Here is a 13064-nt window from a genome sequence, read left to right as displayed (position 1 = left end):
AGCGGGAGAGCCGGTCGAGGGCGGGCACGACGAGCGTGTCCCCGGGCTGGGCGAAGGCCAGGCAGGCGGTGAGCTGGGGGCGGTCGGTGTCGCGGCCGGACTGCTTCTCGGCGAAGATCCGCCGGCAGCCGGCGGCGGTGAGCGCGTCGATCTGGCGCTCGAGCTTCTGCCCGCCGGTCGACACCCGGGCGTAGCCGATCCGGATGTGGGTGAGCACCGCCGGCTCGGCGGCGAGGAACTTCGCGGGCTCGAAAGCTGCGGTCACGACCGCGATCATCTCAGCAAACGGTCCCGCCGGGGTTGTTGACGGTGCCGGTTTTTGAAGGAGTTTTTGACGACTCCAGGACTGTTGTGGATCATCTCGGGCCGAGCTTCAGGAAACGTAGGTTTCTTGAAGCTCGGCTACTTCCAGGGTGGCGCAGAAACGCTGCGAAGCAAGTCCTCTATCGCGTTGGTGGCCGGGGCGCCTGGCCCGGGTGAGGCGGGAGCGTGCGAGGCTGCGCGGGCGGGGTCCGTGGACCGGGTCTGAGAGATGGTGGCCGGGGGAATGCCAGCGCGTGGAGATCCGAGCGGGGAGGGGACCAGCCGCGTCCTGGTGCCCAGGTGCTGGTCGGAGACGCTGTGGTCAGCTCTGCCACGAAGCCTGCCGCGGCGCGTTCCATCGCGTCGAAGTCGGGGTAGCGCGCGAGCTGTGGCTGGTCGGCCTTGAACGTGTTCACCGCCGACCGCCAGGGAACGTCGAGTTCACCGGGTCTGCGGCCGGCTCCGTAGACGTGGTAGGGATGGGGCAGGCCATCGCGGCCGAAGCGGACCTGGTTGTTGACCTCAAGCGCCTCCCGCATGTGACGGGCCTCCACGGAACAGGTACGGATCATGTAGTGGATGTCGAAGAGGTCCTTGTAGCGGTGGCGAGGGCCAGGTGCGACCTGGCGGGACGAACCGGGGGCTGGCCCGCTCAGCATGGAGATCTTGTCTGCGAGCTGGCTGGCCGTGGGGTACATCATGGGGGTAACGGGCGCCAGGCCGGGCACGGCGATGCCAACGATGGACCGTTCGGCGTGGTGGGCCGGGCCGAACAGAGGAACCCGGTCGGGCGGCTTGATGTCGATCTCAAGTCCGATTGGGTCGTCGACGGGACGTGCCTGGCCGGGCCCGTATCTCGGGTCGATCGGCTGGGCGACGATCACTCCCATGATTTTCCCGCTGTCGTAGACCCTGACATCGGCGCTGTAGCGGACCAGTCCTCCAAGGCCCAGCCCACGCTCAGCTCGGGCGGTGTCGCCCGCGTTCACCGTGACCGCATCCACAGCCTGCTTGACATGAACGCCGTAGGATTCCGTGATGTCGAGAGCGCACAGGTCCAGATCGAACGCGGATCGGGCCATCACATACGCGGGATGGATTTCGTTCGGCTGAGCGGGAAGAAAGTCGGCAGGCCACGAGAAGTCTGTGGCGGGCCGGGAAGGAAGCGCCAGCGAACCGAAGATGATCCAGTCGTGCGGGGTTCGGTTCATGAGGCGCGCTGCGAAGTCCCCGGTCAAGATCTGGTGAAGTGCGCGGTCGGCATTGAACTCCGCTGCGCGAGCCCGATCGGTGACGTAGGAACGGAACTCCGACCATGAGGGGAACGCCTCACGGAACTCCGGCCCGATGTGGGAGTCGGGATTATGGCTGTCTGTGTCGGCCATGGGCTTGACTAGCGCTGCGGGTGGGCGGGGAAGTCTACGCTGTCCTCGTCCGCCGCACGCAGAATCGACTCCAACGAACCCGCGGTTTCACCGCTGTAGGGCGATGTCCTGGCGGTTACTTCCAGACCTCGAGCCAACTCGGTCTCGTTCGCTAGGTGGGTGCGCAGAAAGGCGTGGGCGACGCGGCCGAGTTCGGCGAGGTCGAACCGCCCGCTGTAGGTTAGATCGCGCAATGTGCGTGCGGGAGTGGTCACAAAAAGATCGGACCGGGTCGTCCACTCATCGGCAGCTACCTCGCCAGAGTGCAGGACGATGCCAGGATGAGAGCTCCTTGGCCGGGCTGGGCCAGCGGGAAGCGTGAACTCCACGCCGAGTCCCGGCCGGTCACCAATCCCGTAGACCCGCAGCGCCGTGGCATGGGAGACAACGCCGCACCCCGGGGCATCCCGCAGCCACCCCGGCCGCTCCGGATCCAGCATCAGCCACTGGCTGTACAGCCGCGGAAAAAGATGCCTCCCACCAGCGCGAATACGCATCACCCCCTCGATGACAGGCTCAACGACCCCTGCTTCTTTGAAACGCCCAAGCTCGACGACGGAGACACCGGCTCTCTCCGCTTGCCGCTCCGTGACACACCCCCACTGACCTTCAGCCAAATCACATAGCGTAGCGACCCGATCGATCATGTGCTTATGCTAACGTATGGCGCCCGTTGGTGTAGACCGCGCAGACACAGCGCAGGGCACGGAGGGCGTGGACATGAGCAGCGAATGGCTTACCACGTTGGAAAGCGGTGAGGAACCCCACGTTCTCCATCGAATGCGCACTGGATGGGCAGTGCTAGGCAGCACGCAGCATCTCCCCGGCTACTGCCTGCTCGTCTACGCCGGATCGGCAAACCATCTGACTGACCTTCCCCGCCCAGAACGAATGGACTTCCTTTTTGACCTGTCCCTTCTCGGCGAGGCCGTCTCGCAGGTATGCGCGGCTCGGGACGAAGACTTTCTGCGGATCAACTACGAAGTGCTGGGGAACCTCTGGCCGCATCTCCACGGCCATGTACACGCACGTTACAGGTGGGAGGAGGAGAGTCTCCGGGTCGGCCCCGTTTACCTATATGGCGCGGAGCGGACGAAGAAGGAACACGCGATTAGCGCGGCACACAACCAGCTTCACGCCGATCTACGAGCGGCACTATCCACCCTCACACGCGACGCGTATGGCACGTGACGAGCGTCGTTGAACTCTCCTGGCGAGGGATGCGGTTACCAGCCGGACCCGGCATGTCTCAGTCTCTTCCCCCCGACCCGAGGCATGCCAGGCTGTTCGGGTCTACACCAGCGGCGCCGCGGCGGACACGCTGAGTGTCAGGCGGCTGGTCATGTCGAGTTTCACCTCGCCGTACGGGGCGACGTGCGTCCAGAACAACGGGGTCAGGCCGCGCCGGTCGGCGTCGGTGAGCTGCTCGGTCCAGGCGTCGTCGGCGAGGACGTCCTGGAGCATGAGCGTGTTGACGTAGACCAGGGCGGCCTGCAGGACCCGTAGGCAGAGGACGGAGAGTTCCTGTTCGTCGCGGCGGTTGGTGGCGATGTCGCCGCCCTTGCCGAAGAAGATGACGCTGTTGGCGCGGTTCCAGGACTCGACGACGTTGAGGCCTTCGTTGATCTCGCGTTGCAGGTCCCGGTCGCGCAGGTAGCGGGCGACGAACAGGGTCCGCTGCGCCCGCCCGACCTCGATCATGGCCTGGTAGGTGGGGTGGATCGCGTTGGTCCGGGTGAAGCGGCGCAGGATCGCCTCGGCGGAAGCGGTGCCGGTCCGGATCGCGGTGGCGTATTTGATCATCTGGTCGTACTGTTCGGCGACGACGTCCCAGCGGATCGGCCGGGTCAGCGCCGGGCCGATCCGCGGGTAGGCGTCCGGTTCGCCAGCAGCCGGCCGGTACAGGCGAACCTTGTTGATCCGTTTGATACGTGGGAGCAGGTCGAAGCCGAGCAGACGGGTGATCCCGAAGCCGATCTCGGACTGGCCGTGGGAGTCGACGTAGGTGCCCTCGACCTCCATGGCCGTACCGTGCCGGATCGCGCCTTCGACCATCGCGGCGACCTCGGACGCGGTGCAGCTGATCAGCTGAGAGTGGATCGCCATGCTTTTACGTTCGACGTGCCAGTAGATCAGCACGCCGCGGCCGCCGTAGCGGGAGTGCCACTCGGTGAAGATGTTCTGGTCGAACGCGCCGAAGTGCGTCGAGTCGCTGGCCACCGCGGTGGAGCCGGCGCCCCAGACCTGCTGCGCCCGGGCGGCGAAGGTGGCGTTGGCGATCTCGACGGCGACCGTGCGGGCGAGCTCGGCGGTCAGATACCGGCGGCGCACGTAGCGCAGGTCGTCCTCGCTGTGGCCGTTCTGCGCGTTGCCGGCGACCGCGCGGATGCCGGTGTTGGTGCCGTAGGCGTAGATCGCGAGCATCAGCCGTTCGGCGAGCACCTCGGGGGCCAGGTCGCCACGGCCGGCCATGGTGGTCGCGGTCGCGAGGCAGCCGGTGCGCAGGACCGCCTCCTTGAGCATGTCGATCAGGGGGACGGTGCCCCACCGGGTCCGCACCTCGGCCTTGAGGCGGCGCAGGTTGCGCGGTTCGGGTGCGGCGTCGAGGTCGGTCAGCCGGATCGGGCCGTTCTTGCCCCGCTCGGCGATCTCCAGCCAGGGCAGCTTCGGCAGGGCCGCGTCGAGCGCTGCCAGTTCGGTCCGCATCTCCTCGCGTAGCTGGTCGATGAAGACGGTCGGGTCCAGCGGCTTGCGCAGGGCGGCGTAGTGCGTGGCGCGCTGGGCCTCGAAGTCGGCTGGCAGGTCTTCATCGGGGTTGCGCCACTTCTCGGCGCCGACGACCCAGATCTCCTTGCAGCGCAGGCTGTCGCACAGGGCCTGGAAGGTGCAGATCTCGTAGACGCCGCGGACGACCCGCTTCGGGCCCTTGGCCGGGTCGGTGAACACCAGCTCGTTCCAGTCGCCCAGCAGCCCCTTGTGCGTCGGGACCGTCTCCCCGACGGGGAGGTACGTCAGCCGGGTGTCGGCGTATCGGCGGATCAGGTCGAGGGCGTCGAGGACCGGCCGGTGGGTGTCGTTGTTCGACCGGAACTCCAACACGTCGAGCAGCGCGATCAGCCCGCGCCGGTAGTGGTTCGAGTACGACGCCTTCAGCGTGGTCCGCACGGTGCGCCGGTACACCGGCCCCTTCGTCTTGAACTCGGCCACCAGCTCCCGCAGCGTCTGCTCCCCACCCGCGACCGCCGGGAACACCACCTCACGGACCGGCTCGTCCGGACTGCTGAGCGAGGCCTCAGCGATCGCGAACAGGATGTTCTCCTTGCCGGTCACCCGCTTGAACGCGTTGATCAGCTCCTCGGTGACCTTCCTGTCCGCCCGCGCGCCGATCCGGTGCACCGTCGAGATCAGCAACTCCACCAGCGTGTCCGTGATCTCCCCGTGCCGGTGGTGCAGCAAGGCCGCGAGCAACGTCAGCATCAGCGGGTCGGGATGGTCCCGCAGGTGCGACGGGGACTCCACCGCGGCCCGGGTCCGCCACGCCGCGACGACCCGCGGGGCGACATCGGCGAACAGACCGTCGGGCAGGTCGACCGCGCGGACCGCACGCATCTTACGGATCTCGGTCAGCATCGAGTCCAGACTCACGTTGCCCGGCACCGACTTGATCAACGCCAGCACCGACTCCTGACCGGTGTCGTCGTCCGGGACATCGACCGCGACCAGGGCATGGAGCCGGCCGGCGACGTCCACGGACAGACGCCCAGCGACCCGGGCGGTCAGCGCCAGCTCGGCCTGATGCAGCGCCGAGCGCACGATCCGCTCAATCCGGCCGGCGGCCGGTGGTTCGATCCGCTCCGCGCGGCACCGCGCCAGCAGCTCGACGCGGACCAGCTCCGAACGCCGCTCGGCCTCGCACACGTGGCCGGCCAGCCACTCCGCCAGCGTGTCCGCGTCGGCCACCGAGCACTCCCGGAAGCCCAGATGCTCACGGATCTGCGCCCGGTGGTATTCGATCGTGCGGCCGGTCCACTCGTAGAAGCCCATATCGCCCGGCTCGACACCGACCTGGCGGGCCAGGTACGCCACAGCCTCGTCCGGCACCTCGCCGCGACCTCGGGGGAACCGGCCCAGCTGGGTGAAGAACTTCAACATCACCGCGAACCCGAGCCGCGTCGGCCCGCGCTTGCCCGCGATCAGCTCCCGCTCGTCCTCCAGCAACGTCCAGTGTTCGACGAGCTCATCGAGATCCAGCGACCGGGCCACGCTCGAACATCATGGCCACGCGCGCCCGGTGCCAACAGCCCACGCCCACAGAGAGACACGAATCAAGATCATCCGCGTTTGCACCTGGTGACACGTTTCTTACCGGCACCCCGCCCACCGCGGAGTCGGCCGCCGACTGCTCGACGGCCGACAGGCGACCGTCCTGGCACTCGCCCAGGCCGGGCACACCGAGCAGGCAGCAGCGCTGGTCGACCAGAGCGCCACCCCCGAACCGTGGGAACAGGCGATCCAAACAATCCTGCGGGTGCACTGTCTGCGACAGGCTGGCGCCGACACCGGCCCGCAGATCGCCCCGCTCCTCGCCACCGCGCTCACCCTGATGCGGCAGCCCGACCTCTCGACCATGGTCTTCCGTGCCCGAGCAGGCATGATCGCGCTCGACCTCGCCGACGGCCACGACCATCCGCGCATCGACGTACTACGCCGGGCGCTGATCGCAGGTGCGTTCAAGGACGCGTACACGGCCCGCGACACGCTCGCGCACCGCCTCCGGGAGTCGATGACGACGACGCAGCGCCAAACCCTGGCCGATGTCTTCCGCGCCGCCGGGCTCGATGCCGGAAGCATCCCGGAATCGCTGTACGGCGATTTGATGGAGACGGTGAAGTTCGCCGAAGATCAGCTACGTGGATGTCTCGGACGCCACGCCAGGCACTGCGAGTGCACAACAGCGACAAGCTGAACAACAGGTCGGCCGAGGACCGACGTCATCCCGTACCGCTCGGTCCGTGACAGAAGGACTACCGTGAGAATGGTTCCAGTCAGGAACCACCGGAAGATCGACCACCGGATTTCCGAGGGGATCTAGCCCGTCGTGACGGCCAAGCCAAGCCAGCGGGTAGAGCAGGACGAGTTGCGGGCGCGGATGCGCGCGGTCGGGATGAGTCACGACGAGATCGCGATCGAGTTCGCCCGCCGCTACCACTACCGCCCCCGCGCCGCCCATCGCCACGCCCGCGGCTGGACCCAGACGCAGGCCGCGAACCACATCAACGCCCACGCCGCCCGCGCCGGCCTCGACCCGGACGGCGCAGCCCCCATGACCGAACAGGAGATCCACGACATGGTCACCGCCGTGGGCGACATCGTCGCCGTTCTCACCGAAGCCGACCCGGCCGATAAAGCCGAGATCTACACCCAACTCGGCCTGCAACTCACCTACGAACCAGGAGCCCACCGAGTGATCGCCGAGGCCAAGCCTCAAGGGATCATGTACGAACGAGAGTGTCCGAGGGGGGACTTGAACCCCCACGCCCGTTAAAGGGCACTAGCACCTCAAGCTAGCGCGTCTGCCATTCCGCCACCCGGACAGGTGGTTCGCGGATGTCTCACCCGCGAACGACTGCGATGCTACACGCTCCAAGGGGGTGCTTGTCGCTACCCCCGACCATCAGACGATCAAGTCCCGACTTGCGAGTTCTGGCCCGCTTCGACGAGAACGAGAAGCAGTATGATCATTACTTGAGGTGCACCCCGGGGGATGTCGATCATGACTGGCCGGACGCCGGGGCCTCTGGGCCTCGCCTACGCGACGGGCCTATGCGACGGGCCCGCCATGCGGCTGGCCGCCCCGACCCGTCGGAGGAACTCCTCGACCAGGCTGATCAGCTCCCGGGCCACCTCGGGCGGGAGATCCGCGGACAGCACCGCCGGCAGTTGGGTTCCAGCCGCTCCAGCGAAGCTCCGGTTACTCACGCGGAGCATCGACTCGAACACCGGGAGTCCGAGACCAGATGCCTGGTGGATGTAGGGCCGCAGGAAGCTGGTCGGCCGACCGCCGTAGTACTGGACCATCATGAGAACAACACCGAGCACCCGCGGTTCGAGTCGTTTCACGGCCGGATGCATCCCGGACTGCAACCCCGCGACCCTGTTGTACTCCCAGACGAACCGGCCCAGTCTGCTCATCAGATGTTCGATGCCCAGCGTCGACAGGTTGTCCGGCCGGGCCGGGATGAGCAGGTGGTCGCAGGCGGCGATCGCGGCCCGGGTGATGACTCCGAAGTTCGGCGGGCAGTCGATGAGCACAAGGTCGTAGTCGTACGTGGAGAAGGACGCCAGCCCGGTGGCCAGCCGCTGGTAGACGTCGAAGTAGTACCTGGTGGACCGGTGGGCCCGCGCCCCGCCCAGCCTGGCGGTGAGGTCCATCTCGATGTCGCCGAGTGAGAGGTGCGACGCGAGCAGGTCCAACGTGCCGCCGCCCGCGGCGACGGCGGCGTTGACGACCGATGGTGTGGTCACGTACCCCGCGAGGGGCGGTGGGGTGGTCTCCGGCCGCCACGACTCGAACCACGCCTTGACGGTTCTCCGGTGGTCGGCGAGGTCCGTCCGCCAGGTCTCGGGTCGGCAAAAGGAGAAGGTCAGGTTCGCCTGCGGGTCCAGGTCGATCATCAGTACCCGTCTCCCCAGCCGGGCGATCGCGGCGCCGATGTTTGCGGTGAGCGTGGTCTTGCCTACCCCGCCCTTGTAGCTGGCGATCGCCACGACCTTCACCGCATCCTCGCTCCCGGTCGCGCGCTCCGCCCGGCGGCGGAGGGACGTCGTGTCTCCTCGGCCGGACCCGCAATGCTTCCGCGTCCGGTTCACCAGCAGACTACGGCTGTTTCTGGATCGGTAACGTCGTCGGGAGTCGGATACTGGTGACTTCCGCCTTCGGGGACGGGAAGGAAGTCCCTCCTCGATCCGCCTCCGGACGCCTGAGTCTGGGATGTATGGGTCAGAAGACGATCGATGGGAACGAGGCCGCCGCGTTGGTGGCCTACCTGGCGAGCGAGGTGATCGCGATCTATCCGATCACCCCGGCGTCGGCTATGGGGGAGCTGGCCGATGCGTGGGCGGCGAAGGGCCGCCCGAACCTGTGGGGTGCGGTGCCCGAGGTCGTCCAGCTGCAGAGTGAGGGTGGTGCCGCCGGCACTGTGCACGGGGCGTTGCAGGCGGGTGCGCTGTCGACGACGTTCACCGCCTCGCAGGGTCTCCTGCTGATGCTGCCCAACATGTTCAAGATCGCCGGTGAGCTCACACCGATGGTTCTCCACGTCGCGGCCCGGACCGTGGCCACGCACGCACTGTCGATCTTTGGTGATCACAGTGATGTGATGGCGGCGAGGTCGACCGGTTTCGCCATGCTGTGTTCGGCGTCGCCGCAGGAGGCGCATGACCTGGCCGCGGTGGCGCATGCGGCAACGCTCGAGTCGCGGGTGCCGTTCCTGCACTTCTTCGACGGTTTCCGCACGTCGCACGAGCTGAACGAGGTGGCGTTGCTCGACGACGGCACGCTGGGTGGTCTGCTGGCTGCCGGGCATATCGATGCCCATCGCCGCCGGGCGTTGTCCCCCGACCGTCCGGTGATCCGGGGCACCACCCAGGATCCCGACACGTTCTTCCAGGCCCGGGAGGCGTCGAACACGTTCTACGCCGCGGTTCCCGGGATTGTGCAGGGGGTGATGGACCGGCTGGCCGCGGCGACGGGCCGGGCCTACCGCCTGTTTGAGTATCAGGGTCATCCCGAGGCCGAGCGGGTTGTGGTCGTCATGGGGTCGGGTCGGTCGGCGGTGCGGGAGGCGGTCACCCGGCTGGTCGAGCGAGGCGAGCGGGTCGGGTTCGTCCAGGTTCGTTTGTTCCGTCCCTTCGACGGCCGGGCGTTGCTCGCGTGCCTGCCCCTGACGGTGCGGTCGGTCGCGGTCCTGGACCGGACGAAGGAGCCGGGCGCGTCGGGTGAGCCGTTGCGGCTGGATGTCGTCGCCGCGTTCGCGGAACGGCCCGAGCGGATGCCGCGGGTGATCGGTGTCCGTTACGGGTTGGCGTCGAAGGAGTTCACCCCGGCGATGGCGGCGGCGGTGTTCGACGAGCTGGCCGGCGCGGCGCCGCGCCGGGAGGTGACGGTGGGTATCCGCGACGACGTCACGGACCTGTCGCTCGAGGTGGACGGCGACCGTGTCCCGGAGCCGGATGACGTGCTGCGGGCGGTGTTCTACGGGCTCGGTAGCGACGGCACGGTGGGTGCCACGCGGGCAACGGCCGGTATCGTCGCAGCTCGCACGCCGCTGCACGCGCAGGCGTACTTCGTGTTCGACTCCAAGAAGTCGGGGTCGATGACGGTCTCGCATCTGCGGCTGTCGCCACGACCGGTCGACTCCCCGTGGCTTATCCAGAACGCCCAGTACGTGGGCTGTCATCAGGCCTCGCTGCTGGAACGGGTGGACGTGCTCGCCGTGGCCGCGCCGGGTGCCACCGTGCTGCTCAACAGCCCGCATGCGCCGGAGAAGGTGTGGGAGCATCTGCCGGCCGACGCGCAGCGGCACCTGCTCGACCGGGATGCGCGCCTGTTCGTCGTCGACGCCGACCGGGTGGCGAAGCAGGCCGGCATGCCCGGGATCGTAAGCCCGGTGCTGCAGACCTGTTTCCTGGCGCTGTCCGGTCTGCTGGACCGCGACGAGGCGATCGCGGCGGTCAAGGACGGGGTCCGCGCCGCCCGCGGCAAACGCGGTGACGCCGTGCTGCAGCGTAACTTCGCCGCCATCGATGCCGCGCTCGACGCCCTGCACGAGGTCGACCTGCAGGCTCGTGTGGTCACGGGGCAGGCGCGCCGGCAGCTGCTCGGCGAGGCGCCCGCGTTCGTCCGGCAGGTGACGGCGCGGATCATGGCAGGGGAGGGGAACCTGCTTCCCGTCAGCGCACTACCGGCTGACGGCACCTTCCCCGTCGGGACGGCCCGGTACGAGAAACGCGGCCTGACCCGCGAGCTTCCGGTGTGGGATGCGGACCTGTGCATCGACTGCGGCAAGTGCGCGATTTCCTGCCCGCACGCCGCCATCCGGATGACGTTGTTCGACCCGGCGCGGCTCGCCGACGCGCCGGCGTCGTTCCGGCACAAAAAGCCGAAGGACCGCACCCTCGCGGCGTTCCGGCTCGCGGTGCAGGTGGCACCGGACGACTGCACCGGCTGCGGCATCTGCGTCGAGGCCTGCCCGGCGAAGAGCCGGGAGATCGAGGGCCATCGCGCCCTGGACATGGTCGACGCCGCACCCCGCTTCGAGGAGGAACGTGCCGGATGGGCGTTCCGCGAAACGCTGCCGGCGGTCCCACCGGCGCTCGCCCCACCGGACACGGTCCGCGGCTCGCAGCTACGGGAGCCGCTGTTCGAGTTCTCCGGCGCCTGCGCCGGCTGTGGGGAGTCGCCCTACCTCAAACTGCTCACGCAGCTGTTCGGTGACCGCATCATCGTCGCCAACGCCACGGGATGCTCGTCCATCTACGGCGGCAACCTGCCGACCACACCCTGGTCGGCGGGGACCGACGGCCGCGGCCCGGCCTGGGCGAACTCGCTGTTCGAGGACAACGCCGAGTTCGGGCTCGGGATACGCCTCGCGCTCGACAGCCGGGCCCGCGAGGCCCGCCGACTGCTGCGCGCACAGACCGCGACGGTCGGCGGCACGCTCGTCGAGGCGCTGCTCACCGCCGACCAGTCGACCGAGGCCGGCATCCTCGACCAACGCCAGCGGGTGGCCGAACTACGCCGGCGGCTGGCCACCGTCGACCACGACACCACCCTCGACGCTGTCCTCGACGACCTCGTCGACAAAAGCGTGTGGATCATCGGTGGGGACGGGTGGGCGTACGACATCGGCTTCGGCGGCCTCGACCACGTGCTCGCGTCGGGACGCGATGTCAACGTGCTCGTCCTCGATACCGAGGTGTACTCCAACACCGGTGGGCAGGCGTCGAAGTCGACGCCGCGCGCCGCGGTCGCGAAGTTCGCCGGCGGCGGCAAACGGACCCGCAAGAAAGACCTCGGGCTGCTCGCCGCCGCCTACGGCGACGTGTACGTCGCGCAGGTCGCCCTCGGCGCCAACGACCAGCACACGGTGAAAGCCTTCAACGAGGCGGCCAGCTGGCACGGCCCGTCCCTCATTGTCGCCTACAGCCACTGCATCGCCCACGGCATCACCATGACCGACGGCCTGGCCCACCAGAAAGCCGCGGTGAAATCGGGATACTGGCCGCTCTACCGGGTCGACCCCCGCGCGGAAAGGCCGTTCTCCCTCGACTCGCGGGCACCGTCCATCCCCTTCAGCGAGTTCGCCGCCACCGAATCCCGGTTCACCCTCCTCAACACCGTCAACCCCGACGAAGCCGACGAGCTCGCGGCACTCGCCCAACGCGACATCCTCGGGCGCTGGCAGACCTACGAACACGAAGCCGCCCACCCCCGCAACACCACCACGTAAGACTGAATCGGCGCCGTACCCACCAAAGCGGCGCCGTACCCACAGACCGGCGAAATGTTCGATCTTGAGGGCGGGCCCATGAGCACGGTGAATACGCCGTCCGGCGCGGCTTGAGAGTCGCGCAACAGCGGCTTGCAGGAATTTGACAGTAATGTCGAGATGTTCCGGGCATGTTTTGGAATTGTGCCACCTACAGGTAATTCCTCGTTCAAGGAGGATTTGCGGTGACGGAAACGACAGGAAAGCCAGGGAAGACGGAGAAGGCGGGAAAAGTCGGCCCGGAGTTCGGTCCGTTGGCGGCCCTGGCCGGTGAGTGGGAGGGCGACCAGGGGGTGGACGTTGCCTTCGGCAACGCCGAAGGCACGATTATCGAGACCCCGTACCGCGAGAGGGTCACCTTCAAGCCCTTCGGTCCCGTGGACAACGGCCCGCAGTGTCTCTACGGCCTCGACTACCACATGGCCGCGTGGCGGGCTGGCGAGGAGAAGGCGTTCCACACTGAGATCGGCTACTGGCTGTGGGACGCCGATCTCGGCCACGTCATGCGGTGCTTCATGGTGCCCCGCGGTGCGGTCCTGATCGCCGGTGGTGCCGTGGCGCCGGACGCGACCGACTTCACCCTGCGGGCGCAGGCCGGCTCCCCCACGTACGGCATCCTGTCCAACCCCTACCTGGCGCGCGCGGCGAACAGTATCCGCTACGAGGTGAGCATCACCGTCACCGGCAACGGGAGCTTCGCCTACATCTCCACGACCACCATCGATCACGAGCGGGTGTCCGACCCGGTCGCCCATACGGACCGCAACGTGCTGCGGCGCCTGTCCGA

10 protein-coding genes and 1 tRNA gene are annotated in these 13064 nt (G+C 68.0%); 5 read left to right on the top strand and 6 right to left on the bottom strand.

Going from position 1 to position 13064, the window contains the following annotated elements:
• The 3 genes from AC08OO_RS13295 to AC08OO_RS13285 form a co-directional block, all read right to left on the bottom strand.
• Nucleotides 1-265, bottom strand: a 265-nt coding sequence (locus tag AC08OO_RS13295; protein WP_476618556.1) for a recombinase family protein, incomplete at its 3' end; no start/stop codon positions are given.
• 178 nt (nucleotides 266-443) lie between these two features.
• The gene (locus AC08OO_RS13290) at nucleotides 444-1688 is read right to left on the bottom strand and encodes a nucleotidyl transferase AbiEii/AbiGii toxin family protein (RefSeq protein WP_011436776.1); all 1245 of its coding nucleotides are present in this window, start codon (nucleotides 1686-1688) and stop codon (nucleotides 444-446) included.
• A gap of 8 nt (nucleotides 1689-1696) precedes the next feature.
• Nucleotides 1697-2224, bottom strand: coding sequence for a hypothetical protein (locus AC08OO_RS13285; RefSeq protein WP_011436777.1), 528 nt, complete (start codon nucleotides 2222-2224; stop codon nucleotides 1697-1699).
• A 166-nt stretch (nucleotides 2225-2390) separates the two neighbouring features.
• Between AC08OO_RS13285 and AC08OO_RS13280 the strand changes: the two genes are divergently transcribed.
• On the top strand, nucleotides 2391-2918 hold the full coding sequence (locus AC08OO_RS13280; RefSeq protein ID WP_011436778.1) for an HIT family protein: 528 nt from the start codon (nucleotides 2391-2393) through the stop codon (nucleotides 2916-2918).
• Between the two features lie 102 nt (nucleotides 2919-3020).
• Here AC08OO_RS13280 and AC08OO_RS13275 read toward each other — a convergent pair whose 3' ends face one another.
• Nucleotides 3021-5990, bottom strand: a complete 2970-nt coding sequence (locus AC08OO_RS13275; protein WP_476610259.1) for a Tn3 family transposase — start codon at nucleotides 5988-5990, stop codon at nucleotides 3021-3023.
• A gap of 265 nt (nucleotides 5991-6255) precedes the next feature.
• Between AC08OO_RS13275 and AC08OO_RS13270 the strand changes: the two genes are divergently transcribed.
• The gene (locus AC08OO_RS13270; protein ID WP_476610258.1) at nucleotides 6256-6693 is read left to right on the top strand and encodes a hypothetical protein; all 438 of its coding nucleotides are present in this window, start codon (nucleotides 6256-6258) and stop codon (nucleotides 6691-6693) included.
• 183 nt (nucleotides 6694-6876) lie between these two features.
• A complete protein-coding gene (locus tag AC08OO_RS13265) occupies nucleotides 6877-7272 on the top strand; it encodes a hypothetical protein (RefSeq protein ID WP_082456821.1) in 396 nt (131 codons plus the stop codon).
• On the opposite strand, the gene AC08OO_RS13260 is transcribed toward AC08OO_RS13265, so the two are convergent.
• Both AC08OO_RS13260 and AC08OO_RS13255 read right to left on the bottom strand, forming a co-directional pair.
• Nucleotides 7237-7321, bottom strand: a tRNA-Leu gene (locus AC08OO_RS13260). The two genes, AC08OO_RS13265 and AC08OO_RS13260, sit on opposite strands and share 36 nt — an antisense overlap.
• 214 nt (nucleotides 7322-7535) lie before the next feature.
• Nucleotides 7536-8504 carry a ParA family protein gene (locus AC08OO_RS13255; RefSeq protein WP_476610257.1) on the bottom strand — a complete coding sequence of 323 codons (969 nt, stop codon included), beginning with the start codon at nucleotides 8502-8504 and terminating at the stop codon, nucleotides 7536-7538.
• 218 nt (nucleotides 8505-8722) lie between these two features.
• On the opposite strand from AC08OO_RS13255, the gene nifJ reads away from it, so the two are divergent.
• Nucleotides 8723-12238, top strand: a complete 3516-nt coding sequence (gene nifJ / locus AC08OO_RS13250) for a pyruvate:ferredoxin (flavodoxin) oxidoreductase (protein ID WP_476610256.1) — start codon at nucleotides 8723-8725, stop codon at nucleotides 12236-12238.
• Between the two features lie 224 nt (nucleotides 12239-12462).
• A partial coding sequence (locus AC08OO_RS13245) for a heme-binding beta-barrel domain-containing protein (RefSeq protein ID WP_476618555.1) occupies nucleotides 12463-13064 on the top strand: 602 nt, incomplete at its 3' end.

Source organism: Frankia sp. CeCAU1, assembly GCF_977971845.1.
This window is presented reverse-complemented; position numbering and strand designations above follow the sequence as displayed.

Excerpts from the sequence above, each read along its gene's own strand:
- AC08OO_RS13290 (WP_011436776.1), bottom strand. The coding sequence starts at position 1,688 with ATGGCCGACACAGACAGCCATAATCCCGACTCCCACATCGGGCCGGAG.
- nifJ (WP_476610256.1), top strand. The coding sequence starts at position 8,723 with ATGGGTCAGAAGACGATCGATGGGAACGAGGCCGCCGCGTTGGTGGCC.
- AC08OO_RS13285 (WP_011436777.1), bottom strand. The coding sequence starts at position 2,224 with ATGCGTATTCGCGCTGGTGGGAGGCATCTTTTTCCGCGGCTGTACAGC.
- AC08OO_RS13280 (WP_011436778.1), top strand. The coding sequence starts at position 2,391 with ATGGCGCCCGTTGGTGTAGACCGCGCAGACACAGCGCAGGGCACGGAG.
- AC08OO_RS13265 (WP_082456821.1), top strand. The coding sequence starts at position 6,877 with ATGCGCGCGGTCGGGATGAGTCACGACGAGATCGCGATCGAGTTCGCC.